Genomic DNA, 26,217 nt, shown 5'->3' on the forward strand with positions numbered 1-26,217 from the left:
GAAGAGCCCCCACTTTCCTCCGTAGAGCGTATGCGGTATTAATCAGAGTTTCCCCTGGCTATCCCCCACTAATAGGTAGATTCCTACGCGTTACTCACCCGTCCGCCGCTCTCAATCACCCGAAGGCGATCTACCGCTCGACTTGCATGTGTTAGGCCTGCCGCCAGCGTTCAATCTGAGCCATGATCAAACTCTTCAGTTTAAAATCAGTTGAACTTCAGGAAGTAAACTTCCCTTCGTTCGCTCAAGGTATAAACAACGCTAAATGAATTCACATATAGGTTGCTTGTCTTGAGATTTAAGCTTTGTGTGCTTAGATCCCGACAAGCGCCCACACGAATTACCTGATCGACTTGTTAAAGAGCGTGCTGAGCGACTTGCTTACTACCGAATCCGTCGTCTCAAGCGAGGCGCATATCTTACCGCCTCAGCGTTCGGTGTCAAGCGTTTATTTTCGCTTTTTCACCGCGACCTCTTCGCATCAAACTCAAAAAATACACAATGAATTCAACAGCTTGGAGACCGCCTCACTTGAACCCGATCAACCTCTGAAGGCGTTCAGCTCAAGCGAGGAGGCGCATTCTACAGACCTCCCCGAGGGAGTCAACAGGGCGCTGTAATATTTTTTAAATAACTATGCGATAGCCGAACAGCTACTAACTCAGTTATTCGTCTCGCCCTCTTCATCGAGCGCTTCATTACGCTCCCGATGGGTTAGGCGCGCCATGATCAAACCGAGCTCGAACAGTAACCACATAGGCACCGCAAGCAGGCTTTGGGAGATGATATCGGGCGGGGTTAACAGCATACCAACCACGAAGCATCCCACGATCACATAGGCACGTTTCGAAGCGAGCGAAGCCACATCGGTCATACCGGACCAGACTACCAGCAGCGTCGCCACCGGTATTTCGAACACAATTCCGAAGGCAAAGAACAGCTTAAGAACGAAGTTCAGATAGCTGCTGATATCGGTCATAACCGCTACATTTTCCGGTCCCACACTGGTGAAAAAGCCAAACACCAGCGGAAACACGACGAAATAGGCGAAGGCGATGCCGAGATAGAACAGCAGAATGCTGGATAGCAACAGCGGAACCGCGAGGCGCTTCTCGTGTTTATACAATCCAGGTGAGATAAACGCCCAGGCCTGGTGGAGCAGGAAAGGCATGGCGGCGAAGATCGCCGCAACCAATGTCAGCTTGAATGGTGCAAAAAATGGCGACGTCACATCGGTCGCGATCATGCTGGTACCCTCTGGCAGGAGGGCCGTCAGCGGCGCCGACAACCATTCATAGAGGTCGTTGGCAAAGTAGAATAGTGCCAGAAAAATCGCCAGGATAATCAGCACGCTATGCAGCAGGCGCTGCCGAAGCTCAACCAGATGAGAGATCAGCGGCTGTTCAGGATCTAGATGTGGTTCACTCATCTGCTGTCGGTTTCTTCAGGCTGGCCTCGTTGGCACCGGTTTCCGGCGGCGGAGCCACATTCTCGGAATCGGTATCGGAAGCTGGAGTGGCTGCGGATTTACTTGCAGTGAAGGGGGTACGCATTTCGGCAAGCTCTTCATCAAGCTTGTCCTTGTTGATCGCCGTGGTGCGGCGCAACTCTTCGACCCGCAGCTCTTCGTTTATTTCACGCTGAATATTGCCAACGGTGCGCCGCACCCGACCCAACCAGAGTCCACAGGTACGCGCTGCCATCGGCAGCTTTTCCGGGCCGAGCACAAGAAGGGCAACGACCGCCACCACCAGCAATTCGGCAAAGCCGATATCAAACATCTGTCAGTCAGCCGCGCGCTTATTTACTTTCAGTCTTCTTCTCGGCCTGCTCCGCGCTCTTGTCCGAGGCAGCGAAGTCGGCATCATCCTGGCTGATAGACTTCTGAGCAGTGTTTTCGTCTTTGCTACTGTCTTCATTCATCGCCTTTTTGAAACCCTTCACTGCACCGCCGACATCACTGCCGAGGTTGCGCAGCTTCTTGGTTCCAAACAGCAGAATAATGATGCCAAGCACGATTACCAGCTGCCAGATACTGATTCCACCAAAGCCCATATCTATTCTCCACTACCGAGGCCAACGGGCCTCGCGATCATTTACTTGTACGGGAGGCTTTCTCATCCAACCCGGACAGATCAAATCGCCTGGCAAGCTCATTCAGCACTGCTTCAGGCGACTCACCAAGATGCGACAACATAACCAGCGTGTGAAACCAGAGATCTGCGGTTTCATAGATCAGATCGGCATTCTCGCCACTCTGCTGTGCATCCTTTGCCGCCAGTATGGTTTCCGTCGCTTCCTCCCCTACTTTCTCCAGTATTTTATTCAGTCCCTTGGCATGCAAACTGGCAACGTAGGAGGTTTCAGCCGACGCGGTTTTGCGCTGCTCCAGCGCGGCACCGAGCTGCTCAAGCACACTGCTCATCTCTATTTTTCCTGGCTCGCGTAGATTTCATTCGGATCTTTCTGCACAGGATCCGTTACCTGCCACTCACCATCACTATCGAGCTTTCTGTAGAAGCAGCTCTCGCGACCGGTGTGGCAAGCGATCTCACCGACCTGCTCTACCTGTAACAGAACGACATCACCATCGCAGTCCAACCTGAGTTCATGCAGGTGTTGCACATGCCCCGACTCTTCGCCCTTGCGCCATAGCTTGCCACGAGAACGTGACCAATAGATGGCACGCTGTTCGCGTACGCTCAACTCCAGAGACTCGCGGCTCATCCAGGCTACCATCAGGATACGCCCACTGGAACGATCCTGAGCAATTGCCGGGACCAAGCCTTTGTCGTCCCATTTAATCTGTTCGAGCCAACTATTTTCCATTGATTCCGCTATCTTATTCACAACAACCGTTCGTATACGCAGGAGCGAAGAGCATAATCGATTGCCCAATGCTAGACCACAACTATACCCGCCAAAGAAGCACGACTCCGAGCGACGCACTTACCCAGCCATACCAGGGCATCTGTTCGACCAATGCCCGCCCCTCCGGCAGGGCACTCAGCGCTGCCAGCACTAACAGCAATGCGCCCAGGCTCAATGATCGCCGGCTGCCGCTCTGGCGCCGCCCTTCCGACTCGTCATACTGCTGCATCAAGCGCTGCTGACTCTCCTCCAGACGTCGCATCTGCTGCAAACCGTCATAGACCAGCTGCGGCATGTGCGGCAGCTTATCCAGCCAGTCCGGCGCCTGTTGCTTCATCTTTCGGTAGACCGCTTTTGGCCCCATCCGTTCATGCATCCAGTTTTCCAGGAACGGCTTGGCAGTTTTCCACAGATCCAGGTCGGGATAGAGCTGACGCCCCAAGCCTTCAATATTGAGCAGGGTCTTCTGCAGCAACACTAACTGAGGCTGCACCTCCATATTGAACCGGCGCGCGGTCTGAAAGAGCCCCAGCAGCACCATTCCGAACGAGATATCCTTCAGCGGCTTCTCAAATATGGGCTCACAGACACTGCGTATTGAAGTCTCAAACGCGTTTACGTTGGTATCGGCCGGAACCCATCCGGAATCTATATGCAGCTGCGCCACTTGGCGATAGTCCCGTTTGAAAAACGCCAGGATATTACGCGCCAGATAACTCTGATCCTCTTCAGACAGAGCACCAATTATGCCAAAGTCGACTGCGATGTAACGCGGATCTGCAGGCGACTGGTCGGAGACAAATATATTGCCGGGATGCATATCGGCATGAAAGAAGCTGTCGCGGAACACCTGGGTAAAGAAGATCTCGACACCGCGTTCAGCGAGGAGCTTCATGTCGGTCTCCCGGCGCTTCAACTGCTCCACATCAGCGACCGGAATGCCGTATATGCGCTCCATAACAAGTACATTCTGGCGCGTCAGATCCCAATAGATCTCCGGCACATAGAGCATGGACGAGCCTTCGAAGTTGCGCCGCAGCTGGGAGCCATTGGCGGCCTCCTTACGCAGATCCAGCTCGTCGAAGATGGTCTGCTCATACTCGGCCACCACCTCTACCGGTCTAAGGCGACGTCCTTCCGACCAAAGCTTCTGCACCAGATGCGCCAGCGTGTAGAGCAGTGCGACATCCTGTCGAATGACGCTGGCGATGCCCGGTCGTATCACCTTAACCACAACCTCTTGACCGTTATGCAACCGCGCTCCATGCACTTGCGCTACCGATGCAGACGCCATCGGCACCACACTGAATTCAGCAAACAGCTCTCCGATGGGACGCCCAAGCGAGCGCTCGATAATGCGTTGCGCCTCCTCGCCGGCAAAGGGCGGTACCCTGTCCTGCAAGCGCGCCAACTCGACTGCCAGATCTTCGGGCAGGAGATCTCGCCGGGTTGACAGCATCTGGCCAAACTTTATGAAAACTGGACCCAGTGCTTCCAATGCCAAGCGCAAACGGACACCCCGTGGTTCGCGGGCCCGTATAAACCAACGCGATGGCAAAAACAGCAGCAGAAAGCGCAGGAATCCCGGCAGGGGCGCCTCCTGGATAAAGGTATCGAGTCGGTAGAGCGCAACAACGTGCGCGATTTTGATCAGACGGAATACCGTTCGCACAAAAAAGAGCTCCGGAAGGTGGCGTTACAGTGTACAGAAGGGGTGATGCGTTAAGCGGAGACTACCTTGTTACGACCCTGCTCTTTCGCCTGATATAACGCGCTATCGGCGCGGGCAAAAACCTCATCATCCTTATCCCCGTTATTGACTTGAGCGACCCCGATCGAGGCGGTTACCGTTACCGGCTCACCACGGAAGTTGAACGGACTGCTGGCGACCGCATCACGCAGCTTCTCAGCAGCAGCCCCGGCATCAGCGTCGACGGTCGAGGGGAAAATAATGACAAACTCTTCTCCACCGTAGCGAGCGATAAAATCGCTACTGCGCAGACTCCTTTGCAGCACTCTCGCGACCAGTCTGAGTACCTTATCCCCGGCCAAATGACCATAGGCGTCGTTAATCTCCTTAAACCGGTCGAGATCCACCACGGCCACGGAAAAAGGTGTCTGGTAACGCTCCCAACGTCCCATCGCCTCCTGCAGCTGATCGTCATAGGCGACCCGGTTAGGCAAACCGGTCAGGGGATCGGTGCGCGCGCGCAGTTGCTCCTCCTCCATTCGGGAGCGGACACGACTGGTTTCCGCCTCCATCTGCTCCACTTTTTCCAGCAGCGACTCGTAGCGTACCTGCATCCGCTTTTCGCGTTCGCTTTCACGTGAGCGATAGTGATCCATGGTCTGCACGATGCTGTTCAACTGCTGCGACACAGCCAGTTTCAATGACGGCAGGTCATTGGAGGATTTTACACTTTGATGGAGTTTGCTGACGTTCTGACGCACCTCTCTATCGAGATGCTGGTGCGCCTCAAAAGCCAAGCGCTCCTCGTCCTGGCTATGTGACAGAAAGCTCTGCACATACGCCAGCTGCTCATTCAGATTTAGCAGGTAATTTTCAAACTCCTGGTGCTCAAGTCCAGCCGAGAGACGCGCCAGCTTGACCAGGTCCATCATCACTTCGCCAATCTCGGCGATCTTGAGACCCGACTCGATACGCTCGATCAGCTGTCGCGCCAGCGCGAGGCCGGGACTCTGCACATTGAGCGCCTCAATCAGCTTGAGCATCTCCTCGGCCACCTGGCTCTCGAGCAGTTCAAGATCGACGCTATCTTTCTGGTTACCGTGATTCAGCGCGAACTCTTGCTCTTCGGTAGAGCGAGGCAAGAGCCCCTTCTGCAGTTCGACCATCTCCAGCAACAGGCTGGAAAGCTTGTAAAGATGCTCTGAGGCATCGGGGACACGCCGGGCGGCGCCTTTAAGTAGGTTGGCAAAGGCTTCGCTATCGCTAAGCCCACGTAACTGGCCCAGCCAGCGCTCGAACGCATTGCGGATATCGCCTGAAACAGACAAACGCTGATCGTCGAGCAGCTTGATCTGCCGTTCCACACGACTCAACGCGTTGTCGAACTGGCTGCCGCCAGCAGATTTCTGCACTAGCTCACGCAGCTGATCCAACTCTACATCGAGGGCTGCACTTTGCCCGCGCACCCCCAAAGCGAGTTGGTTACTCAGCGTGCGATTGAGTGCTTGGGCTGCATCAACGCGCTGCTGCAGCACCTCGCACTCCTGCGCCAGTTCCTTAAATCTCTGTTTCCAGTCGTCGTGCTCTACCGCCACCGGGAAGCTCCACGCTACGCAACGCCTTGTAGCGCCCTGATTGATCGAATGCCGCAATATATCACGCTACGCGACACTTAACAGGCTGAACCCTGGAGCAAGAGCAAATTTCCTGAACTAGATCAGGTTAATCAGTTGCCCTGGCGCTCTCGCTCGATCAGGTAGTCGGCGACCTTCAGCATCTGCTCATGACCGCCGGCGCTCGACGCGGTAATGCGGTATTTGCCGTTGACGATCAGCGTTGGAACACCGGTAATCTCGTAACCCCGAGCCTTGGCGTCCCCCTGTTTCAGCTTCATGCTGACAGCAAAGGATTCGTACTGCTTACGGAAATTATCCGGCTCTACGCCGTAATCTGCATAGAAATCTGCCAGATCGTCCGCTGAGCGCATGTTGCGACGCTCCTTGTGAATCGCATCGAACATCGGCTTGTGGGTCTCCTCCACTTTGCCGAGCAGATCCGCCACGTAGAAAGCGCGTGCCAACGGCTCCCAGCTACGTCCGAATACGACCGGAATGGTGACCAGCTGCACGTCAGCCGGCTGCTTGGCCGTCCAGCTTTCCAACAGCGGCTCGAAACTGTTGCAGTGCGGACAGAGGTAGCCAAACATCTCGACCACTTCGATCTTGTCTCCTGTCGTCGTCGGCACCGGTCGGGCGATACGCTCGTATTGGACACCCTCTTCATAGCGCGGCGCTTCCTGAGCCCAGGCCGTTACCGCAAAACAGGCTGCAACGGCAGCCAGCAACCATTTTTTCATCATGTCATCTCCAGTCCGTAGGCATCAATATCGTTCAGAGACCGCGTCGGCCGGTTTTAAGTTCATTACCAGACGCAGAAACAGCAAAGGCAGCGCTAGGCTGCCTTTGTAATACTTCACCGCTGAATCAGCGATTAATGGAGGCCCTGTACGTACTGAGCCACCGCTTTGATCTCGGCGTCGTTCATCTTCACCGCGATATCGCGCATCATGCCTGCCGGATCGTTTGCACGCTCACCCGCTGCAAACTTCTTCAGAGAGCTCTCGATATACGCCGCGCTCTGTCCGCCCAGCGCTGGGAAGCTGGCAGCGTTGTTACCCTTGCCCTGCGGGCCATGGCAGGCGGTGCAAGCGGCAACGCCCTTGTCAGCAATACCGGCACGGAAGATCTGCTGGCCGGCAGCGACCTGATCTTCAGCAGCCTGGCCAAGCTGGATCTTCTGGCTGGCGAAAAACGCCGAGATATCGGCCAGATCCTCTTCACTCAGATTAGTCAGCATGCCGGTCATTTCCAGTACGGTACGATCACCCGCCTTGATATCTTTGAGCTGTTTGAGCAGGTAGCTCTCGTTCTGCCCGGCCAGTTTCGGGAAGTTGGGAGCAAGGCTGTTACCGTCGGCGCCATGACAAGCTGCGCACACGGCCACCTTCTGTTTGCCCTCTGCCGCATCGCCTGCGGCATGTGCAACACCGGTGATACCGAGAGTAACCAATAAGCTGATCAGTAGTTTGTTCATAGTGAATAACCCAGACCCTGTAAGACAAAAATATAGTATTCCCGCCGCCCAAAAAGCGGTGAAAACATTCGAAGTCGTACTATCCCTGACTGGAGCGCTAACCAGATCGCGGGTAAAATTTGGCGGCATTATAAACTAATATCCCCACAAACTGGAACGTAAATAAGCGTATCCATTAGTCGGGCGCCAGCAGCGGAATCCCATGTCCTCAAGCGAACCGGTTATCCATTACCCATCAGCCCATTTCAACACCAGCGCTTCCAAGCTGAGCCAATGCCCGCCCGATGAAGGCGCCGAGGTGGCTTTTGCCGGCCGCTCAAATGCCGGCAAATCCAGCGCAATCAATACGCTGACCCAACACACCCAGCTCGCGCGCGTATCCAAAACACCGGGGCGCACCCAGCTAATCAATTTCTTCGACCTGAATATCGAGGGCCTGCGCCTGGTCGACCTGCCGGGCTATGGCTACGCCAAGGTGCCGATCGCCTTGAAACAGCACTGGCAGAAACATCTCGATGCCTACCTGCAGCATCGCGAATGCCTGCGCGGCGTGGTTCTGGTGATGGATATCCGCCACCCGATGAAGGAGTTCGACGAGATGATGGTGCAGTGGTGCCGATCAACCGGCGTACCGCTGCATGTGCTGCTGACCAAAACCGACAAGCTCAAGCGCGGTCCGGCGCAGAGTACACTGCTGCAACTACGGAAATCGCTGAAAGCGGCATTGGGCGACCGGGTTTCGGTGCAGACCTTCTCAGCATTGAAGAAAACCGGCGTCGACGAGCTACGCGCTCGCCTCGATAGCTGGCTGCTGCCGGAACAGGCCAGCGCCGCCGAGGGCGGCGAAGCGTAGGCAATAAAAAACCCCGGGGCCGCGAAGGGGAAGGGAAACGGCAACCGGGGTCAGTGGATTTGTCATGACACGAGACCGCCTCTTCTTACATGCTGCGTCCTGAACACCAACGGTCTCTGTATCTAAGAGTAGTCAAAAATATAAAAGTTCACCGCTGTTGAAAAAAAACTCAATGCGCCTGCTCCCAGTTATCCCCAGACTGGGCTTCGACCAGTAGCGGCACATCCAGCTGTACCGTGTTTTCCATCAACGGATGCACCTGCTCGAGAAAGGTTTCCACATCCGCCTCCCGCACCTCGAACACCAGTTCGTCGTGTACCTGCATGATCATGCGGGCATCGATGCGACTTTCCCTGAGCCAGTCATCGACCCGCACCATCGCCTTCTTGATGATATCGGCCGCCGTACCCTGCATCGGCGCATTGATCGCCGTGCGCTCGGCGGCCTGGCGGCTCATCGGATTGCGTGCATTGATCTCAGGCAGGTAGAGCCGACGACCAAAGATCGTCTCGACATAGCCGTGCTCACGCGCCCGTTCGCGGGTACTGTCCATATAACGCTGCACACCCGGGTAGGTCTCGAAATAGTGATCGATATAGGTCTGCGCCTCCTTGCGACCGAGCCCCAGCTGTTTGGCCAGACCGAAAGCAGACATGCCGTAGATCAAGCCGAAGTTGATCGCCTTGGCACTGCGGCGCTGATCGGAGGACACCTGATCGCGCGACACCTTGAACACCTCGGCCGCCGTCGCCCTGTGGATATCTTCACCCTGCGCAAATGCCTCCAGCAACCCCTTGTCGCCGGATAGATGCGCCATGATACGCAGCTCAATCTGGGAGTAGTCAGCGGCGACGATCTTATACCCCTTGGGCGCGATAAACGCCTGACGGATACGCCGCCCCTCGGTGGTGCGTACCGGGATGTTCTGCAGATTGGGATCGGTGGAGGAGAGGCGCCCCGTCGCGGTCACCGCCTGATGATAGGAGGTGTGGATGCGGCCGGTGGCCTTGTTGATCATCTGCGGCAGCTTATCGGTATAGGTCGACTTGAGCTTGCTCAGACCCCGGTGTTCGATGATCACCTTGGGCAGGGGGTAATCCAGCGCCAGCTCCTGCAGCACCTCTTCCGCCGTGGACGGTGCTCCCTTGGGGGTCTTTTTCTTCACCGGCAGCCCCTGCTTGTCGAACAGGATCTCCTGCAACTGCTTGGTGGAGCTCAGATTGAACGGCCCGCCCGCCAACTCATGCGCCTCGTTCTCCAGCTCCTTGAGCCGTTGCTCGATCTCCCGGCTCTGCTGCCCCAGCAATGCGGCGTCGACCAGCGCACCATTGCGCTCGATCCGCGACAGCACCGGCACCAGCGGCAACTCGATCTCCTTCAAGACTGCTACCAGCTCACCCTCGGCCTCCAGCTTGGGCATCAGCGTTTGATGCAGGCGCAGGGTGATATCGGCATCCTCGGCCGCGTAGGGCGCAGCCTGCTCCAGGTCGATCTGGTTGAACGTAAGCTGCTTCTTGCCCTTGCCGGCGATCGCCTCGAAACTGACCGTTTCGGCGTTCAGGTAACGCTGCGCCAGGGTATCCATATCGTGCCGGCTGGCGGTGGAGTTGAGTACGTAGGACTCGAGCATGGTGTCCGAACCTATGCCCTGCAGCTCGATGCCGTAGTTCGCCAGTACGTTCATATCGTACTTGATGTGCTGGCCGATCTTTTTGTAGTCGGGGTCTTCCAGCAGCGGCTTGAGCTGCGCGAGCACCGCCTTGCGGTCAAGCTGATCCGGCGCGCCGACATAGTCGTGCGCCAGCGGCACATAGGCGGCCTTGCCAGGCTCCACAGCAAAGGAGACGCCAACCAGCTCAGCCTCCATATAGTTGAGACTGGTGGTTTCGGTATCGAAGGCGAAACTGCCCGCCGCCTTCAGCTTGTCCAGCCAACGATCCAGCTCGGCCTGCTCGAAGATCGTTTCATACTCGACCTCTACCACGGGCGCTTCGGCTTGCGCGGGCTCAGCCGTGCCATCCCCCTGCTCCAGCTCGGCAACCCAGCTCTTGAACTCGAAACGCTTGAACAGCTCAAGCAGGCTGTTGCGATCAGGATCGGTCAATTTGATATCACCAAGACCGATATGCAGCGCCACGTCAGTCTTGATCGTGGCCAGCAGGTAAGAGAGCTCCGCCATTTCGCGGTTCTCTTCCAACTTTTTCGGCATCGTCTTGGCACCGCGGAAACCGAGTTCCGGGATCCGCTCGAGATTCTGGTACAGATCCTGGATACCGCCGATTCCCTGCAACAGCGCCAGGGCGGTTTTTTCGCCGACCCCGGGTACGCCGGGGATGTTGTCGACCTTATCCCCCATCAACGCCAGGTAGTCGATGATCAGGGCCGGCTCGATACCAAACTTTTCGCGCACGCCTTCGATATCGAGCCGGGTGTCGGTCATGGTGTTGATCAACGAGACCTTGTCGTCGACCAGCTGTGCCATATCCTTGTCACCGGTGGAGATCACCACGTCGCAGCAGGCGGCCTCGGCCTGGCGCGCCAGGGTACCGATCACATCGTCCGCCTCGACCCCCTCTTCGACGAAGATCGGAATGCCCATGGCGCGAATAATGTCGTGAATAGGTTCGATCTGGTCGCGCAGATCGTCCGGCATGGGCGGGCGTTGCGCCTTATACTCTGAGTAGAGATCGTCACGAAAGGTCTTGCCCTTGGCGTCGAACACCACGGCGACCGGGCTGTCCGGGTACTGTTTCAGCAGACTGCGCAGCATCGATGTCACCACTCGCACCGCGCCAGTCGGGAAACCCTCTGCCGTGCGCAGATCCGCCTGCTGCGAGGCGAAGAAGGCTCTATATAAATAGGAGGAGCCGTCTACTAGAATAACAGGAGGTTTCTGTGCGCTCATCGGTGCTGTCCATCGACTGGTGAATTCTGATGCGGGCTTGTTCAGCCTGCCGCAAAGGCCCACAATCATAGACAAATAAGGCCGCTACGACCAATGCGTTACGGCGGTGGTTACAACAGGGAACAATGCAATGATGAAAGAGTTTCTGCTGGCGGGATTGCTGGCCTTGGCTCCGCTGGCGCAGGCTGAGGTGGTGACCGATACCGAAACCGGCGAGCCGGAGATCACCATCAGCCATGACCAGGAAGCGACCTACTACGAGTACAAGGTCAACGGCCAGCTCAAGGAGATCAAGGTCGTACCCAAGGTTGGCCCGCCCTACTACCTGGTCCCCGCCCCCGGCTCAGGCGATGAGTATATTCGCGTCGAAGAATCACAAATTCTGATCCCTAAATGGGTCATCTTCAGCTGGTAACAATCGATCGTGGCAGTCTATACATCCGTATCCCGAGCCGAGCTGGATAAGCTGCTGGCTGATTATGACCTTGGCACCTGCGTCGACCTCAAGGGGATCGACGGCGGTATCGAGAACACCAACTACTTTGTCACCCTCGAAAACGAGCAGCGGCGCAGTGAGTATGTACTGACCCTGTTTGAAGAGTTCAGCTACGACGAGATGCCGTTCTTCGTCGAGCTGGGCAAATGGCTGGCTGAGCGCGACGTCCCTGTACCCTATGCCATCGAGGACCGTAACGGTATCGGCCTGAAGCTGCTGTGTGGTCGACCGGCCTTTCTGCAACCTCGATTCAACGGCAGCCATGTTGCCCAGCAGGAGCTGACCGCCGAGCATTGCGCCAGCATTGGTCGTGCGCTGGCGCATCTGCATCTGGCCGGCCAGGACTTCTACCTGACCCGGCAGGCACACCGTGGCGTGTTCTGGTGGCGCCGCGAAAGCGAAAGCATTGCGCCACGGCTGAGCGCCGAGGATGCCGAGCTGCTGCAGCAGGAGGTCCGCCTGTTCGACGAGCTGCGTCAGAATGCCGAACAGCTACCGATGGGGATCACCCACGGCGATCTGTTCCACGACAACGCGCTGTTTGTCGGCACCGAGGTCGAGGCGATTCTGGATATCTATAACGCCGCCACTGCCTACTGGCTTTACGATCTGGCGATCGTCGCCAACGACTGGTGCGTCAACCCTGACGGCAGTATCGATACGACCCGCGAGCGCGCCCTGCTCGACGCCTACGCCAACGTCCGCCCCTTCAACGACGCCGAGCATGCAGCCTGGCCGCAACTCTGCCGCACTGCCGCCATGCGCTTCTGGCTGTCGCGCCTAATCCCCTGGCTCGGTATCAGCCAGGCCTCCCGACAGAGCGATGCGGAGATGAAGTTGAAAGACCCGGACGAGCTGAAACGCATCCTGCTGGCGCGGATCGCCCAACCGGCCAGCCTCGGCTGACTCGCCAGCTACGGCAGTCGCAGGATATTTCACCGTAGGCCCCGCAAGGGGCCTTTTCCTGTATACTTTTCCAGTATTCCAGATCGCACCTTCATCTATCTATAGCTGCAAAGATCCCATGGACGTTACCCACATCATCGACTCCCTCAACGATGCCCAGCGTCAGGCGGTTACCGCCGACGTGAAGAACCTGCTGGTACTGGCTGGCGCCGGGTCCGGCAAGACCCGGGTATTGGTACACCGCATCGCCTGGCTGATCGAAGCGGAGGGGATCTCGCCCTACTCGATCATGGCGGTGACCTTCACCAACAAGGCGGCACGGGAGATGCGCGGGCGTATCGAACACCTGCTGGGGCTGAACACCCACGGGATGTGGGTCGGCACCTTCCATGGTCTGGCGCACCGCCTGCTGCGCGCACACTGGCAGGACGCCGGACTGCGCGACAACTTCCAGATCATGGACAGTGATGACCAGCTGCGCCTGATCAAGCGGCTGTGCAAGGAGATGAACCTGGACGAGAATCGCTGGCCGCCGAAGCAGATGCAGTGGTACATCAATGCGCAGAAGGACGAGGGGCTGCGCAGCAAGCACATAGAGCGTAGCGGCGATCTGTTCCAGGACACCCTGGTGCGTGTCTATGAAGCCTACGAGGATGCATGCGAACGCGGCGGCATGATCGATTTCGGCGAGCTGCTGCTGCGCGCGCTGGAACTGCTGCGCGACCGCGCACCGGCGCTGCTCAAGCACTATCGCGAGCGCTTCCGCTACGTGCTGGTGGACGAGTTCCAGGACACCAACGCCATCCAGTACGCTTGGCTGCGTCTGCTCTGCCAGGGCGACGACAAGCTGATGGCGGTGGGCGATGACGACCAGTCGATCTACGGTTGGCGCGGTGCCCGAATCGAAAACATCCAGCACCTTCCAGAGCACTTCCCCGGCACCGAAACGATCCGCCTGGAGCAGAACTACCGCTCCACCGGCACCATCCTCGATGCCGCCAACGCGGTGATCCGCAACAACTTCGGCCGCCTCGGCAAGGAGCTGTGGACCAATCTGGGCGACGGCGAAGCGATCAGCGTCTATGCCGCGTTCAACGAACAGGACGAAGCGCGTTTTATCATCGACCAGATCAGCAAATGGATCGACGAGGGCAACCGCCGCGACGAGAGCGCGATCCTGTATCGCTCCAACGCCCAGTCGCGGGTACTGGAGGAGACACTGATCCGCGCCGGCATCCCCTACCGCATCTACGGCGGCCAGCGCTTCTACGACCGTCTTGAGATCAAGAACGCCCTCGCCTATATGCGCCTGATCGCCAACCGCGACGACGACACGGCGATGGAGCGAATTATCAACGTGCCGACCCGTGGCATTGGCACCCGCACCATCGAACTGATCCGCGAGCATGCCCGTGCCGAGGGTGTGTCCATGTGGCGCGCGGCCAACGAGATTATCGAGCTGGGTCAGCTCGCCGCCCGCGCCGGCAACGCCCTGCAGAGCTTCCTCGACCTGGTCAACAGCCTGGACAGCGCCACCCGCGAAACCGAGCTGCATGAACAGACCGAACATGTGATCCAGCACTCCGGCCTGATTCAACACCACGAGAAGGAGAAGGGTGAGAAGGCCCAGTCCCGCATCGAAAACCTGGAGGAACTGGTCACCGCCGCCCGTCAGTTCGCCGGTCAGTGGCAGGAGGATGAAGCACCGGAGGGGTTCAACTCGGTGCTGGCGGCATTCCTCGACCAGGCGGCGCTGGATGCCGGCGATGCCCAGGCGGATCTGCACACCGACAGCGTACAACTGATGACGCTGCACTCGGCCAAGGGGCTGGAGTTCCCGCTGGTGTTCCTGGCCGGCATGGAGGAGGGGCTGTTCCCGCACAGCATGTCCGCCGAGGAGCCGGGCCGGTTGGAGGAGGAGCGACGCCTCTGCTACGTTGGCATCACCCGGGCGATGCAGAAGCTCTACCTGACCTACGCCGAATCGCGTCGCCTGCACGGGCAGGAGAATTACAACCGGCCGTCACGCTTTATCCAGGAGATACCCAGCGAACTGGTCGAAGAGGTGCGACTGAACGCCACCGTGCGCCGCCCCTACGGCAGCGGCGGTTATCCACAGGAGGGCGGCTCGCTGTTCGGCGGCTCATCGAGCCTCGGTGGCAGCGATATTCCGGAGACCGGTTTCAACCTGGGCCAGCGCGTGCGTCATCCCAAGTTTGGCGATGGTTTGGTGGTCAATTTCGAGGGCAGCGGTCCGAAGGCGCGGGTGCAGGTCAATTTCGACTATGAAGGCAGCAAATGGCTGGTGGTGGGCTTCGCCCGGCTGGAAGCGATCTGACCAGCACCTGTGCATAAAGCGGCGTCCAGCACGGACGCCGTTTTTGTAAGCATCGAACAGCAGACTAAACTCTACTCAACACTGTCCTTTCCTAACCGGAAAATCAGCATAGACCGTCACAAGGAGCCTCATACGTGCCCGGTAGCAAGGTAACCTTCCCGATTGCGCTGCTCGCCGCTGCAGCGATCTACTTTCTAACGCCCTTCGACCCGGCCCTGCGCACCGGCCTGTCGGTTCTGACACTGATCGCCATTCTGTGGATGACCGAGACCTTCAATATTACCGTCACGGCATTGCTGGTCCCTGTATTGGCGGTCCTGACCGGCACCTTTTCCACGGCCGATGCGCTGAAGAACTTTGCCAATCCGATCATTTTTCTGTTCCTCGGCGGTTTTGCGTTAGCCGCGGCATTGAGCGAGCAGAAGCTCGATCGTTATATCTCCAACCATGTCCTGCGCCTGGCCGGCGGTAAACTCGCTATCGCTTCGCTGCTGCTGTTTCTGACCGCTGCCTGCCTGTCGATGTGGATCTCCAATACCGCCACCACCGCCATGATGCTGCCGCTGGTGCTGGGGCTGCTCAAGCAGCTGCCCTACGATGAGAACAAGCGCAGTTACTGGTTTATCCTGCTCGGTCTGGCTTACTCCGCCAGTATCGGCGGCATCGGCACCTTGGTCGGCAGCCCGCCCAACGCCATTGCCGCAGCGGCGGTTGGCCTCAGTTTCGTCGACTGGCTGAAGATCGGCCTGCCTCTGGTGATCGTCTCCTTCCCGCTGATGATAGCCGTGCTCTGGCTGGTGATACGCCCCAACCTGGACCACCACTTTGAACCTGAATCCTCACACCAACCGCTGAATGCCACACAGTGGGCGACGCTTGGCGTGTTCGTGCTGACCGTTTGTTTCTGGCTGTTCAGCGCGCCGCTGGCGAAAACGCTGGGCATCAAGGGCGGTATGGACTCGCTGATCGCCATTGGCGCCATCCTGATGCTCTGCATGTTGCGACTGGTGTCGTGGAAAGCGGTGGAGCGGTCTGCTGATTGGGGCGTACTGCTGCTGTTCGGCGGTGGCCTGACCCTGTCGGCGATGCTGAAAGAGACCGGCGCCAGCCTCTACCTGGCCGAGTCGATCAGCGGTCTGCTGTCCGGTGCGCCGCTCGTGCTGTTTGTGCTTGTCGTCGCCGGATTTGTGGTGATGCTGACCGAGATAGCAAGCAATACCGCCAGCAGTGCGCTGCTGGTACCTATCTTCGTGGGCATTGCCGGCGCCATGGGCATGCCGGAGGTGGTGATGGCGATGGTGATTGCCGTGGCCGCGTCTTGCGCCTTCATGCTACCGGTGGCGACGCCGCCCAATGCCATCGTGTATGGCTCAGGTGCGGTACCCCAGACACAGATGATGCGCGCCGGCATCGTGCTCAACGCGGTGATGACCTGCGTCATCACCGGTGCTGCGATGCTGATGCTTTAAATCGAGCCCGCTGCGGGCGGCAGCCGACGGATATGGCCGTCGGCATCGATCGCCACCTGCACGCACTCACAGGCGGTCACTTTACGGGGCTCGCGCCCATCCGGACACTGCCCCCAGCACTCGACGGCGATGCGCAGCGAGCTATGTCCACGCTCCAGCACCTGGGTATAAAAGCCAAGTATGGTGCCCTGCATCACAGGCGACATGAACGACATGCGACCAACGGACACGGTCGCAACCCGGCCCTTGGCCTCTTGACCGGCGCGTATTTCACAGGCCAGTACCGCCTGCGCACTCACCCAGCCACCATAGACATCGCCAAATATATTCACGGCTTCAGGCCCTGCGGGCAGTTGCAAACTCAGCTCCCCCTCAGGCTGGAGCAATTGATCGTCCTCTATTTTCATTATTTGGAACCTGCTCGTATTGATTACGGGGTGAGCGTCACACCCTATGTTGCAGTGCATTATACCTACACGGGTACAGGCCTAAACAGAAATTTGAATCGGATGAGCATCTGTAACAAAGCGGTCACAAACCACTCCTATAGTACGCACACGAATTCAAACTAATGCACCGATCAGGAGCGTATGATGAAACCGATGAACAAGCTGTTCGCAGCCGTGGCGATCTCCGCTGCCGCAGTGACTGCGAATGCCGCTGACCTGCTTGACCCGAACCTGCCGGCCTACGAAAAGGCCTCCGGCGTGTCTGGCAACCTGTCCAGCGTGGGTTCCGATACTCTGGCCAACCTGATGACGCTGTGGGCTGAAGAGTTCAAGCGCAACTACCCCAACGTCAACATCCAGATTCAGGCTGCCGGTTCCTCTACTGCTCCCCCAGCTCTGACCGAAGGCACCTCCAACCTGGGTCCGATGAGCCGCAAGATGAAGGACAAGGAGCTCGAAGCATTCGAGAAGAAGTTCGGTTACAAGCCGACCGCTATCCCTGTCGCCATCGACGCCCTGGCCGTGTTCGCACACAAGGACAACCCGATCGCCGGTCTGAGCATGGCTCAGGTTGACGCTATCTTCTCCTCTACTCACAAGTGTGGCGACGGCACCGACATCACCAAGTGGGGCGACCTGGGCCTGACCGGTTCCCTGTCTGATCAGAGCGTCCAGCTGTTCGGTCGTAACTCTGTATCCGGCACCTACGGCTACTTCAAAGAGCACGCGCTGTGTAAAGGCGACTTCAAGAACAGCGTGAACGAGCAGCCGGGTTCTGCCTCTGTGGTACAGTCTGTTTCTACCTCTATCAACGGCATCGGTTACTCCGGCATCGGTTACAAGACCGCTTCCGTACGCGCCCTGCCGCTGTCCAAGGAAGGCACCAACTTCGTTGAAGCAACTCCGGAAAACGCTGCCAACGGCTCATACCCGCTGTCCCGCTTCCTGTGGGTTTACGTGAACAAGAAGCCGGGCCAGGAGATGACCCCGCTGGATCGTGAATTCATCAAGCTGGTACTGTCCAAGGTTGGTCAGGAAGTCGTAGTCAAGGATGGCTACATCCCGCTGCCGGCAAAAGTTGTCGAGAAGCAGCTGAGCGATCTGGGTCTGTAAGCGCAGAGCAATATCTGACACGACCCTCCGGGGAGTCCACAGGACTCCCCTTTCGCGTTTGTCGGACGCTGTAACATAACCGTCATACTATTGACTTATCGTACGCTGCAAATCACGTTCAGAGCCCCCTCAGGATCCTCAACCATGAGCCTTGACCAAACCACAGCTGCGCCGGACCTCGATTTCACGACGTCGGCGTCCCGCCGCCTGCGCCAGCGGCGTATGCTGCAGGACAAACTGGCAGCCGGTGGCATCGCCGTTGGCGGCGTCAGTGTCATCATTGCTGTCGTCATGATCTTCTTCTACCTGCTGTACGAGGTAGCACCTCTGTTCAAGCCGGCTCAGGTTGAGCCCTGGCATGTAAAGGGGGCTCCCCTCGCGCCCTACACGGTACCGGGTAGTCAGTCCGACACTCTCTACCTTGCGGTGGAGGAGCAGGCCGAGATCGGTTTCCGTATCAGCGCCGATGGCGAGATGGTGTTCTTCAGGGCAGCCGGCGGAGAGCTGATCGACAGCGAGAGACTGGATCTGCCCGAGGGGGTCGAGATCAGCAGCTTCGCGGTATTGTCCGAGGCCAGTCGTATCTTCGCCTTCGGCCTGAGTAACGGCGAGATTCGCGTGCTGCGCCACAGCTACAAGGCCACCTACCCGGATGGCCAGCGGGTTCTGACACCGCATCTGGAGCATCCTCTGGGCGAAGCCGGCATTCAGGTCGCCAACGGGCCGATCGAGAAACTGGCGATCACCAACAACGGTGACCGCTGGGGCGTCGCCGCGTTGAGCGATGGCCAGATCAACTTTACCCGCCTGGCGCTGACCGAGAACCTGTTCACCGGCGAAACCAGTGTCGACCGCAGTGAGAAACAGCTGCCTTCGCTGGGGCTAAAGCCGCGTAAGCTGCTGCTGACGCCGGATCTGGCCTGGCTGATGGCCAGTGCCGCCGATGGCAAGATCGCCGTGGTCAACCTGCGCGGCGAGCCTGAGATCACCCAGCTGTTCGATGCCTCTGAAGGCCAGATCACCAGCTTCCAGCTCCTGCTGGGCGCCAACTCGCTGCTGTTGGGCGACGACAAGGGCAAGCTGTCACAGTGGTTCTTCGTCCGTAACGACCAGGGCGCGCCCGAGCTGACCCAGATTCGCGATTTCGAGCATTCGGGCGATGCCATTGTCAGTCTGACCACCGAGCAGCGACGCAAGGGGCTGGTCAGTGTCGATAACAACGGCGCTCTCGCGCTGTACAACGCCACCGCACGCCGCACCGCCTTCAACGAACCGCTGTTTGACGGACCGGTCGGCCATATCGCAATGGCACCGCGCTCCGATGCCCTGTTGGTGGAGCAGAACGGCAAACTCTCTTACTGGCATGTCGAGAACGAGCACCCGGAGGTGTCCTGGTCGGTACTCTGGGAGAAGGTGTGGTACGAAGGCTACGATGAGCCGGCGTTCATCTGGCAGTCCTCCGCCTCCAACAACGATTTCGAGCCCAAATACAGCCTGATGCCGCTGGCTTTCGGTACCCTGAAGGCGGCCTTCTACGCCATGCTGCTGGCTACCCCGCTGGCGATCTGCGGTGCGATCTACACCGCCTACTTCATGGTTCCGGGCATGCGTCGCAAGGTGAAGCCGTTCATCGAGCTGATGGAGGCGTTGCCCACGGTAATCCTCGGCTTCCTCGCCGGTCTCTGGCTGGCGCCATTCATGGAAGCCAACCTGGCCGGTATATTCGCGGCACTGGTGGTGATCCCGATTGCCGTGGTCGGCTTTGGCTTTACCTGGCAGAACATGCCCGAGCGGATCCGCTTCCTGCTGCCGGACGGCTGGGATGCAGCCCTGCTGATTCCGGTGGTGATCCTGGCCACCTGGTTTGCTCTCGGCATCGCGGTACCGCTGGAGCAGCTGCTGTTCAATGGCGACCTGCGCACCTGGCTCAGCAACGAAGCGGGCATCTCCTATGACCAGCGTAACGCGCTGGTGGTCGGTATCGCCATGGGCTTTGCGGTAATTCCGACCATCTTCTCGATTACCGAAGATGCGATCTTCGCCGTACCCAAGCACCTGAGCTACGGCTCACTGGCTCTGGGTGCTACCCAGTGGCAGACGCTGACCCGCGTGGTACTGCCCACCGCCAGCCCCGGTATTTTCTCGGCACTGATGATCGGTATGGGCCGTGCCGTGGGTGAGACGATGATCGTGCTGATGGCCACCGGTAACACCCCGATCATGGATGTGAACATCTTCGAAGGGATGCGTACCCTGGCGGCCAACATCGCCGTGGAGATGCCGGAGTCCGAAGTCGGCAGTACTCATTTCCGCATTCTGTTCCTGGCCGCGTTCGTATTGTTCCTGTTCACCTTCGTGGTGAACACCCTGGCGGAGTCGATTCGTCAGCACCTACGCAAGAAATACGGTTCACTTTAAGGCACCACTGAGGATTGACTATGCGTATCTCATTCAGCGAATGGACCAAGTCGGGCTCCCCCTGGGTCTGGCTCAACGCCGGTGCCGTGGCGATATCAATCATCATGGTGGTCGGCCTGCTGGCGCTGATCGCCGTGCGCGGCCTGGGCCACTTCTGGCCCGCCGACGTGATTCAGGCGGATTACGAAGAAAACGGCCGCCAGCGCACCATTATCGGTGAGCTGGTCGAGCGTGAGATGGTGCCGGCACCCCAGCTGCGCGGCGCGGGTATCGAGGTACCCGAAGGGGTCGAAGCGATGGCGCGCGACCTGATCAAGGTCGGAAACCGCGACTTCGGCAGCGCCGACTTCATCTGGGCAATGGACCATTTCATCACCCATACCCAGCGCCCAGCGATGTTGTTTGCCGCCGAGCGTCTGGAGTGGGGTAACTTCTACGGTTACCTGCGCGAAGTGAAGGAAGCGGGCCAGAGCGTCGGCCGTCATACCGGATATGAGAAGACTCAGGAGTACCTGACACTTTGGGCCGAGTTCCAGCAGCGCATCGATCGCGTACTGGATATCCGCGAGCAGATCCTGAGCATCGAAAAGAAAGATATCGGCAGTATCAACTACGAGATCGAGCGTCTGCGTCTGAAAGAGCGAAGTCTGGATCTGGAGCAGTCCACCGATACCGCGGCCTACGCCAAGATCGAAGCGCGTCGCAGCGAGCTGAATGCGGAGTATGAGCAGCTGCAACAGCGCCTTACCGATCTCTACCAGCAGATTAACCGCGATACCTTTGTCGCCGAGATCGCCGATGGCCGTGAAGTGGAGATTGCGGTCGCCAAGATCGTACGCGCCTTCCTGCCCAACGATATGGGCCTGGCCGCGAAGATCATCCACTATGCCGAGAAGGTGTGGGAGTTCCTCAGCGACGAGCCCCGTGAAGCCAACACTGAGGGCGGTATCTTCCCGGCGATCTTCGGTACTGTGATGATGGTGATCCTGATGTCGGTGCTGGTCACCCCGTTCGGCGTGATCGCCGCGGTCTACCTGCGCGAGTATGCCAAGCAGGGCTTCATCACCCGCCTGATCCGTATCGCGGTGAACAACCTGGCCGGCGTACCGTCGATCGTATACGGCGTATTCGGCCTCGGCTTCTTCGTCTACTTCCTCGGCGGTCACATCGACGACCTGTTCTTCCCTGAGGCCAAGCCGTCACCGACCTTCGGTACCGGCGGTCTGATGTGGGCCTCGATCACCCTGGCCCTGCTCACCGTACCGGTGGTGATCGTCGCCACCGAAGAGGGCCTGGCCCGTATCCCGCGCGCGGTGCGCGAAGGCTCCCTGGCCCTGGGCGCGACCAAGTTCGAGACCCTGTGGAAGGTGGTGCTGCCGATGGCCAGCCCGGCGATGATGACCGGTGTTATCCTCGCCATCGCCCGCGCTGCCGGTGAGGTGGCACCGCTGATGCTGGTCGGTGTGGTCAAGCTGGCGCCCAGCCTGCCGCTGGATACCAACTATCCCTATCTGCATCTGGATCAGAAGTTCATGCATCTGGGCTTCCACATCTATGATGTAGGCTTCCAGAGCCCCAACGTCGAAGCGGCCCGCCCGCTGGTCTATGCCACGGCGCTGCTGCTGGTGGTGGTGATCGCGCTGCTGAACTTCTCGGCCATTGCGATCCGCAACCACCTGCGTGAAAAGTACAAAGCGCTTGAAATGTGATGTCGGCACCGATTACTGAATAAAGGTTTATAGAGATGACTAGCGAAATCAAAACCCACGCCATCGATATCGCCTCCCTGCAGCGCGACAGCCGCACACTGCGCCTGGAAGAGGAAACCCATACCCTGCAGGTTCGCGATCTCAAGCTGTTTTACGGTCAAAAAGAGGCGCTGCACGGTATCAACATGGATATCGCCAAAAACCGTGTCACCGCGTTTATCGGCCCCTCCGGCTGCGGTAAATCGACCCTGCTGCGCTGCTTCAACCGTATGAATGACCTGGTCGACGGTTGCCGCATCGAGGGCCAGTTGCTGCTCGATGGCGAGAATATCTACGACCGCAGCGTCAACGTGGCCGACCTGCGTCGCCGCGTCGGCATGGTGTTCCAGAAGCCCAACCCCTTCCCCAAGTCGATCTACGAGAACGTGGCCTACGGTCTGCGTATCCAGGGCGTGAAGAAGAAGCGCGTAATCGACGATACCGTGGAATGGGCGCTGCGCTCGGCCGCGCTCTGGGATGAGGTCAAGGATCGCCTGCACGAGTCGGCGCTGGGCATGTCCGGCGGTCAGCAGCAGCGTCTGGTCATCGCCCGTACCGTGGCGGTCAAGCCGGAAGTATTGCTGCTCGACGAGCCGGCCTCTGCGCTCGACCCGATCTCCACGCTGAAGATCGAGGAGCTGATCCACGAGCTCAAACGGGACTTCACCATCGTCATCGTCACCCACAATATGCAGCAGGCAGCCCGTGTTTCCGATTACACTGCCTTCATGTACATGGGTGATCTGATCGAGTTCGGTGTAACCGACACCCTGTTTACCAATCCGGCCGAGAAGCAGACCGAAGACTATATTACTGGTCGTTACGGCTGATGGCGCCCCGGCGCCATCCCTGAACTGCCCAGCAACATTCCGTAACGGAGACAGAGACCGTGGAATTCGAAAAGGATAGTTACTCCACCCATATCTCCCAGCAATTCAACGAAGAGCTGGAGACCATTCGCACTCAGATGCTGACCATGGGCGGAATCGTCGAGCGTCAGGTTCACGACGCCATTGAGGCGCTGCTGACCAGCGATAACGAACTGGCCGAGCAGGCCCGTCGTATCGACAAGCAGACCAACGAAATGGAGCTGCTGATCGACGAGCAGTGCACCATGACCATCGCCCGTCGCCAGCCCGCCGCCTCGGACCTGCGCCTGATCATCTCGATCAGCCGCGCCGTGGCCGACCTGGAGCGGATCGGTGACGAGGCCAGCCGCATCGCCCAGCAGGCGATCGAGATGGCCGAGGGCACCCGCACCCAGCACGGTTTCCACGAGGTGCGCCACATCGGCAACGTGGTACGCGACATGGTCAAGGATGTGCTCACCGCCTTCGCCCGCAACGATCTGGAGATGGCCTACCGCGTGGCCAAGCAGGATCGTATCGTCGATCAGGAGTACCGCACCGCCATGCGCACCCTGGTCACCTACATGATGGAGGACGTGCGTTCGATCTCCAGCATCATGAACGTGATCTGGGTATTGCGCAGCCTGGAGCGTATCGGCGATCACGCCCGCAACCTGGCCGAGCACCTGATCTATCAGGTCAGCGGCACCGACGTGCGGCACAAGAGCCTGCAGACGATGAAGCAGGCGGTGCGCGACGAAACCGGCAGCAGCGAAGAGGACAGCGACGACGTCGAATAGCCGTCGTTCGCTTAACCTTCGTCAGGCCAGTAATCGGCCAGGGGCGGGAATTGCGCCAGCAGTCCCGCCCTGCCCATCTCCCGCAATCGCTTGATGTTACGCTCCGGTATCGATTCCGGGTCGCGGTAGCTGGCCAGCGCCCGGCTCATCTCGTCCTGGCGGATCAGATGCAGCGTGGGATAGGGGGCGCGGTTGGTCCAGTGACTGATATCGTCCGTATCAACGCCGTCGAACAGATAACCGGGATGGAAGGTGGCGATCTGGAACAGATCCTCAACTCCCGCCTGTTCGATTAGCGCCTCCGCATCGGCCACCAGATCGAGAAATTGATCAAAATCCTGCAACAGCCAGGGCGTGATCAGCAGCGTGGTGGACAGCTCGGCCTCCGGCCGCTCCACCAGATCCGCGAGTTGCTGCAGAAAATCGCGCAGGAAGCGCTCCTCATCCCGGGCATCCGATACCTGATAACGGATGCTACCAGCGCGTACCACCGGTGCGGCAAAGGGGCAGAGGTTGAGTCCCACCACCATCTGCTCGACCCACTCCTGGGTCAGCTGCTGCGCCTGCTCAAGCAGGCGCAGCTCTTCTGGCGTCGGTTCGTTTGTCTGATCGTTTGGCGTTTCGTTTGTATTGGTCATCGCGCGATCCTACCGCCACGCGGGCAAAAAGCAACCTGCCAGCCGGGGTGCGTGAATGGTAGACTATGCACCCTTCTGCCGACCCCGTCGTGCGACCTGTCCACCAATAGCGGTAACACTGTGACCATCGATACTCCGCTGCCCAGGCCTGAGCGTACCCTGCACTGGCGTACACTAGCGCACCCGATTCAGGCGCCGCGTCATCTGCGCCGCTGGCTGACCGACGAGGGCTCGCTGACCCGCTTGCTGAAACGCGCCAGCCGCGGCCGTTTCTCGGTGCAGGTGCTGCGCCAGGAGTATGGCCGGCCGGGTGCCGGCGAGACGGTGGCGCTTGGCCTGAGTGCACGCCAGTCCGTGCTGATCCGCGAGGTGCTGCTCTGCGGCGCCGGCGAGCCCTGGGTCTACGCCCGTACCGTGATCCCGGCCACCACCCTGCGCGGCCGTCACCGCACGCTGAAACTGATCGGCTCGCGCCCGCTCGGTTCTCTGCTGTTCAACGACCCGGCCATGCGCCGTGACCCGCTGCAGATCGCGCGAGTGGACAACGCCCGGGGAGAGAGCCTGTGGGCCCGCCGCTCGATCTTCCATCTTGACGATAAGCCCCTGCTGGTGTGCGAGGTTTTTCTACCCGCCCTCAAGGGCATACAATACCCAGCCTGATACTCCGGGGGATAGCATGGCAATGTCGATGACCAACAGCTCGAAAAGCGACAAGCTGAACGCGTATATCCAGCTGATGCGTGCTGATCGCCCGATCGGCACCTACCTGCTGCTCTGGCCGACGCTCTGGGCACTGTGGATCGCCGCCGAAGGGGTCCCCCCGCTGCACCTGCTGCTGATCTTTACGCTGGGCGTATTTCTGACCCGCTCCGCCGGCTGCGTGATCAACGACTACGCCGACCGCCATCTCGATGGTCATGTAAAACGGACCAAGGAGCGCCCCCTGCCCACCGGCCGGGTCACCGAGCGTGAAGCGCTGCTGTTGTTTGCCGGCTTGATGCTGCTCGCCTTCGTCCTGGTCCTGTTCACCAACGGCATGACCATCCTGATGTCGTTCGCCGGCCTGGCCCTGGCCTTCACCTACCCGTTCATGAAACGCCACACCCACCTGCCGCAGGTGGTGCTCGGCGCCGCATTCGGCTGGGCGATCCCGATGGCATTTACCGCCGTACAGGAACAACTGCCGGTGCTGGCCTGGCTGATCTTCATGGCCAAGATGTTCTGGACCGTGGCCTACGACTCCATGTATGCGATGGTTGACCGTGATGATGACCTCAAAATCGGCATCAAATCCTCGGCCGTGCTATTCGGGCACCACGACCGGCTGATCATCGGCATACTGCAGCTCTGCGCCCTGCTTCTGCTCATCGCCGTCGGCCTGCTGGCCAATCTGGGCCTCTACTTCCACCTCGGCCTGGCCGGTGCGGCGATCCTGTTTATCTATCAACAGTGGCTGATCCGTGAGCGTGAGCGGATGCCCTGCCTGCAAGCCTTCCTGAATAACCACTGGGCCGAGCTGCTGGTATTGGTTGGTATCATCGCCGACTATGCGTTGCGTTGAGGGCTAGCGCCAAGCCGTTGG

At 59.0% G+C, this 26,217-nt stretch carries 24 protein-coding genes and 1 rRNA gene; 12 read left to right on the forward strand and 13 right to left on the reverse strand.

From position 1 onward, the window contains the following. The 10 genes from IEX40_RS20400 to IEX40_RS20445 form a co-directional block, all read right to left on the reverse strand. Positions 1-202 (reverse strand): 16S ribosomal RNA (locus IEX40_RS20400); the annotation flags it as partial. 459 nt (positions 203-661) lie between these two features. Then, entirely contained in the window at positions 662-1,429 is a 768-nt protein-coding gene (gene tatC / locus IEX40_RS20405; protein ID WP_188751787.1) for a twin-arginine translocase subunit TatC, read from the reverse strand. Then, positions 1,422-1,781, reverse strand: a complete 360-nt coding sequence (gene tatB / locus IEX40_RS20410; protein WP_188751789.1) for a Sec-independent protein translocase protein TatB — start codon at positions 1,779-1,781, stop codon at positions 1,422-1,424. Before tatB ends, tatC begins: the two co-directional genes overlap by 8 nt. Positions 1,782-1,800: 19 nt before the next feature. Beyond that, positions 1,801-2,055: a Sec-independent protein translocase subunit TatA gene (gene tatA / locus IEX40_RS20415; RefSeq protein ID WP_188751791.1), complete on the reverse strand. Its 255-nt coding sequence runs from the start codon at positions 2,053-2,055 to the stop codon at positions 1,801-1,803. A gap of 37 nt (positions 2,056-2,092) precedes the next feature. Then, the gene (locus IEX40_RS20420; protein ID WP_188751794.1) at positions 2,093-2,425 is read right to left on the reverse strand and encodes a phosphoribosyl-ATP diphosphatase; all 333 of its coding nucleotides are present in this window, start codon (positions 2,423-2,425) and stop codon (positions 2,093-2,095) included. A gap of 2 nt (positions 2,426-2,427) precedes the next feature. Next, positions 2,428-2,829 carry a phosphoribosyl-AMP cyclohydrolase gene (gene hisI, locus IEX40_RS20425; RefSeq protein WP_188751796.1) on the reverse strand — a complete coding sequence of 134 codons (402 nt, stop codon included), beginning with the start codon at positions 2,827-2,829 and terminating at the stop codon, positions 2,428-2,430. An 82-nt stretch (positions 2,830-2,911) separates the two neighbouring features. Next, positions 2,912-4,543, reverse strand: coding sequence for a ubiquinone biosynthesis regulatory protein kinase UbiB (gene ubiB / locus IEX40_RS20430; protein WP_188751798.1), 1,632 nt, complete (start codon positions 4,541-4,543; stop codon positions 2,912-2,914). A gap of 50 nt (positions 4,544-4,593) precedes the next feature. Beyond that, positions 4,594-6,156, reverse strand: coding sequence for a GGDEF domain-containing protein (locus IEX40_RS20435; protein ID WP_188751804.1), 1,563 nt, complete (start codon positions 6,154-6,156; stop codon positions 4,594-4,596). Positions 6,157-6,287: 131 nt separating this feature from the next. Next, complete coding sequence (locus tag IEX40_RS20440; protein WP_188751805.1) at positions 6,288-6,920, reverse strand: thiol:disulfide interchange protein DsbA/DsbL; 633 nt, start codon at positions 6,918-6,920, stop codon at positions 6,288-6,290. 131 nt (positions 6,921-7,051) lie between these two features. Further along, entirely contained in the window at positions 7,052-7,654 is a 603-nt protein-coding gene (locus IEX40_RS20445; protein ID WP_188751806.1) for a c-type cytochrome, read from the reverse strand. 202 nt (positions 7,655-7,856) lie between these two features. Here IEX40_RS20445 and yihA point away from each other — a divergent pair, with 202 nt between their 5' ends. Further along, positions 7,857-8,507 carry a ribosome biogenesis GTP-binding protein YihA/YsxC gene (gene yihA / locus IEX40_RS20450; RefSeq protein WP_188751807.1) on the forward strand — a complete coding sequence of 217 codons (651 nt, stop codon included), beginning with the start codon at positions 7,857-7,859 and terminating at the stop codon, positions 8,505-8,507. Positions 8,508-8,676: 169 nt separating this feature from the next. Here yihA and polA read toward each other — a convergent pair whose 3' ends face one another. Continuing rightward, a complete protein-coding gene (gene polA / locus IEX40_RS20455) occupies positions 8,677-11,412 on the reverse strand; it encodes a DNA polymerase I (RefSeq protein WP_188751809.1) in 2,736 nt (911 codons plus the stop codon). Positions 11,413-11,542: 130 nt separating this feature from the next. Between polA and IEX40_RS20460 the strand changes: the two genes are divergently transcribed. The 4 genes from IEX40_RS20460 (at position 11,543) to IEX40_RS20475 (ending at position 16,621) form a co-directional block, all read left to right on the forward strand. Continuing rightward, positions 11,543-11,827, forward strand: coding sequence for a DUF2782 domain-containing protein (locus tag IEX40_RS20460; protein WP_188751810.1), 285 nt, complete (start codon positions 11,543-11,545; stop codon positions 11,825-11,827). 9 nt (positions 11,828-11,836) lie between these two features. After that, positions 11,837-12,814: a homoserine kinase gene (locus tag IEX40_RS20465; protein ID WP_188751812.1), complete on the forward strand. Its 978-nt coding sequence runs from the start codon at positions 11,837-11,839 to the stop codon at positions 12,812-12,814. 118 nt (positions 12,815-12,932) lie between these two features. Further along, positions 12,933-15,152 carry a DNA helicase II gene (gene uvrD, locus IEX40_RS20470; RefSeq protein WP_188751814.1) on the forward strand — a complete coding sequence of 740 codons (2,220 nt, stop codon included), beginning with the start codon at positions 12,933-12,935 and terminating at the stop codon, positions 15,150-15,152. A 134-nt stretch (positions 15,153-15,286) separates the two neighbouring features. Further along, positions 15,287-16,621, forward strand: a complete 1,335-nt coding sequence (locus IEX40_RS20475; RefSeq protein ID WP_188751822.1) for an SLC13 family permease — start codon at positions 15,287-15,289, stop codon at positions 16,619-16,621. On the opposite strand, the gene IEX40_RS20480 is transcribed toward IEX40_RS20475, so the two are convergent. Then, complete coding sequence (locus IEX40_RS20480) at positions 16,618-17,028, reverse strand: acyl-CoA thioesterase (RefSeq protein WP_188751824.1); 411 nt, start codon at positions 17,026-17,028, stop codon at positions 16,618-16,620. The two genes, IEX40_RS20475 and IEX40_RS20480, sit on opposite strands and share 4 nt — an antisense overlap. A gap of 186 nt (positions 17,029-17,214) precedes the next feature. On the opposite strand from IEX40_RS20480, the gene IEX40_RS20485 reads away from it, so the two are divergent. The 5 genes from IEX40_RS20485 to phoU all read left to right on the forward strand — a co-directional run bounded on the left by IEX40_RS20485 (position 17,215) and on the right by phoU (position 23,997). After that, positions 17,215-18,183, forward strand: a complete 969-nt coding sequence (locus IEX40_RS20485) for a PstS family phosphate ABC transporter substrate-binding protein (protein ID WP_188751833.1) — start codon at positions 17,215-17,217, stop codon at positions 18,181-18,183. A 144-nt stretch (positions 18,184-18,327) separates the two neighbouring features. After that, entirely contained in the window at positions 18,328-20,601 is a 2,274-nt protein-coding gene (locus IEX40_RS20490; RefSeq protein WP_188751835.1) for an ABC transporter permease subunit, read from the forward strand. 20 nt (positions 20,602-20,621) lie between these two features. After that, entirely contained in the window at positions 20,622-22,310 is a 1,689-nt protein-coding gene (gene pstA / locus IEX40_RS20495; protein WP_188751836.1) for a phosphate ABC transporter permease PstA, read from the forward strand. Positions 22,311-22,345: 35 nt separating this feature from the next. Then, entirely contained in the window at positions 22,346-23,179 is an 834-nt protein-coding gene (pstB, locus tag IEX40_RS20500) for a phosphate ABC transporter ATP-binding protein PstB (protein ID WP_188751837.1), read from the forward strand. Positions 23,180-23,238: 59 nt separating this feature from the next. Further along, positions 23,239-23,997 (forward strand): phosphate signaling complex protein PhoU, encoded by a 759-nt coding sequence (gene phoU, locus IEX40_RS20505; RefSeq protein WP_188751839.1) that lies wholly within the window; start codon positions 23,239-23,241, stop codon positions 23,995-23,997. 11 nt (positions 23,998-24,008) lie between these two features. Here the strand turns inward: phoU and IEX40_RS20510 are convergent, their stop codons facing one another. Continuing rightward, positions 24,009-24,635: a DUF1415 domain-containing protein gene (locus IEX40_RS20510; RefSeq protein ID WP_188751841.1), complete on the reverse strand. Its 627-nt coding sequence runs from the start codon at positions 24,633-24,635 to the stop codon at positions 24,009-24,011. Between the two features lie 120 nt (positions 24,636-24,755). Here IEX40_RS20510 and IEX40_RS20515 point away from each other — a divergent pair, with 120 nt between their 5' ends. After that, entirely contained in the window at positions 24,756-25,295 is a 540-nt protein-coding gene (locus tag IEX40_RS20515; protein ID WP_188751843.1) for a chorismate--pyruvate lyase family protein, read from the forward strand. A gap of 16 nt (positions 25,296-25,311) precedes the next feature. After that, positions 25,312-26,196 (forward strand): 4-hydroxybenzoate octaprenyltransferase, encoded by an 885-nt coding sequence (gene ubiA / locus IEX40_RS20520; protein WP_373286492.1) that lies wholly within the window; start codon positions 25,312-25,314, stop codon positions 26,194-26,196. Positions 26,197-26,217: the final 21 nt, after the last annotated feature.

Origin of the sequence: Marinobacterium zhoushanense (assembly GCF_014641945.1) — a bacterium.
GTDB classification, from domain to species: domain Bacteria; phylum Pseudomonadota; class Gammaproteobacteria; order Pseudomonadales; family Balneatricaceae; genus Marinobacterium_D; species Marinobacterium_D zhoushanense.

Bases quoted from the DNA above. Each gene is read 5' to 3' on its own strand.
- tatC (WP_188751787.1), bottom strand. From the start codon at position 1,429: ATGAGTGAACCACATCTAGATCCTGAACAGCCGCTGATCTCTCATCTG.
- tatB (WP_188751789.1), bottom strand. From the start codon at position 1,781: ATGTTTGATATCGGCTTTGCCGAATTGCTGGTGGTGGCGGTCGTTGCC.
- tatA (WP_188751791.1), bottom strand. From the start codon at position 2,055: ATGGGCTTTGGTGGAATCAGTATCTGGCAGCTGGTAATCGTGCTTGGC.
- IEX40_RS20420 (WP_188751794.1), bottom strand. From the start codon at position 2,425: ATGAGCAGTGTGCTTGAGCAGCTCGGTGCCGCGCTGGAGCAGCGCAAA.
- hisI (WP_188751796.1), bottom strand. From the start codon at position 2,829: ATGGAAAATAGTTGGCTCGAACAGATTAAATGGGACGACAAAGGCTTG.
- IEX40_RS20440 (WP_188751805.1), bottom strand. From the start codon at position 6,920: ATGATGAAAAAATGGTTGCTGGCTGCCGTTGCAGCCTGTTTTGCGGTA.
- IEX40_RS20445 (WP_188751806.1), bottom strand. From the start codon at position 7,654: ATGAACAAACTACTGATCAGCTTATTGGTTACTCTCGGTATCACCGGT.
- yihA (WP_188751807.1), top strand. From the start codon at position 7,857: ATGTCCTCAAGCGAACCGGTTATCCATTACCCATCAGCCCATTTCAAC.
- polA (WP_188751809.1), bottom strand. From the start codon at position 11,412: ATGAGCGCACAGAAACCTCCTGTTATTCTAGTAGACGGCTCCTCCTAT.
- IEX40_RS20460 (WP_188751810.1), top strand. From the start codon at position 11,543: ATGATGAAAGAGTTTCTGCTGGCGGGATTGCTGGCCTTGGCTCCGCTG.
- uvrD (WP_188751814.1), top strand. From the start codon at position 12,933: ATGGACGTTACCCACATCATCGACTCCCTCAACGATGCCCAGCGTCAG.
- IEX40_RS20480 (WP_188751824.1), bottom strand. From the start codon at position 17,028: ATGAAAATAGAGGACGATCAATTGCTCCAGCCTGAGGGGGAGCTGAGT.
- IEX40_RS20485 (WP_188751833.1), top strand. From the start codon at position 17,215: ATGAAACCGATGAACAAGCTGTTCGCAGCCGTGGCGATCTCCGCTGCC.
- IEX40_RS20490 (WP_188751835.1), top strand. From the start codon at position 18,328: ATGAGCCTTGACCAAACCACAGCTGCGCCGGACCTCGATTTCACGACG.
- pstA (WP_188751836.1), top strand. From the start codon at position 20,622: ATGCGTATCTCATTCAGCGAATGGACCAAGTCGGGCTCCCCCTGGGTC.
- pstB (WP_188751837.1), top strand. From the start codon at position 22,346: ATGACTAGCGAAATCAAAACCCACGCCATCGATATCGCCTCCCTGCAG.
- IEX40_RS20510 (WP_188751841.1), bottom strand. From the start codon at position 24,635: ATGACCAATACAAACGAAACGCCAAACGATCAGACAAACGAACCGACG.
- ubiA (WP_373286492.1), top strand. From the start codon at position 25,312: ATGGCAATGTCGATGACCAACAGCTCGAAAAGCGACAAGCTGAACGCG.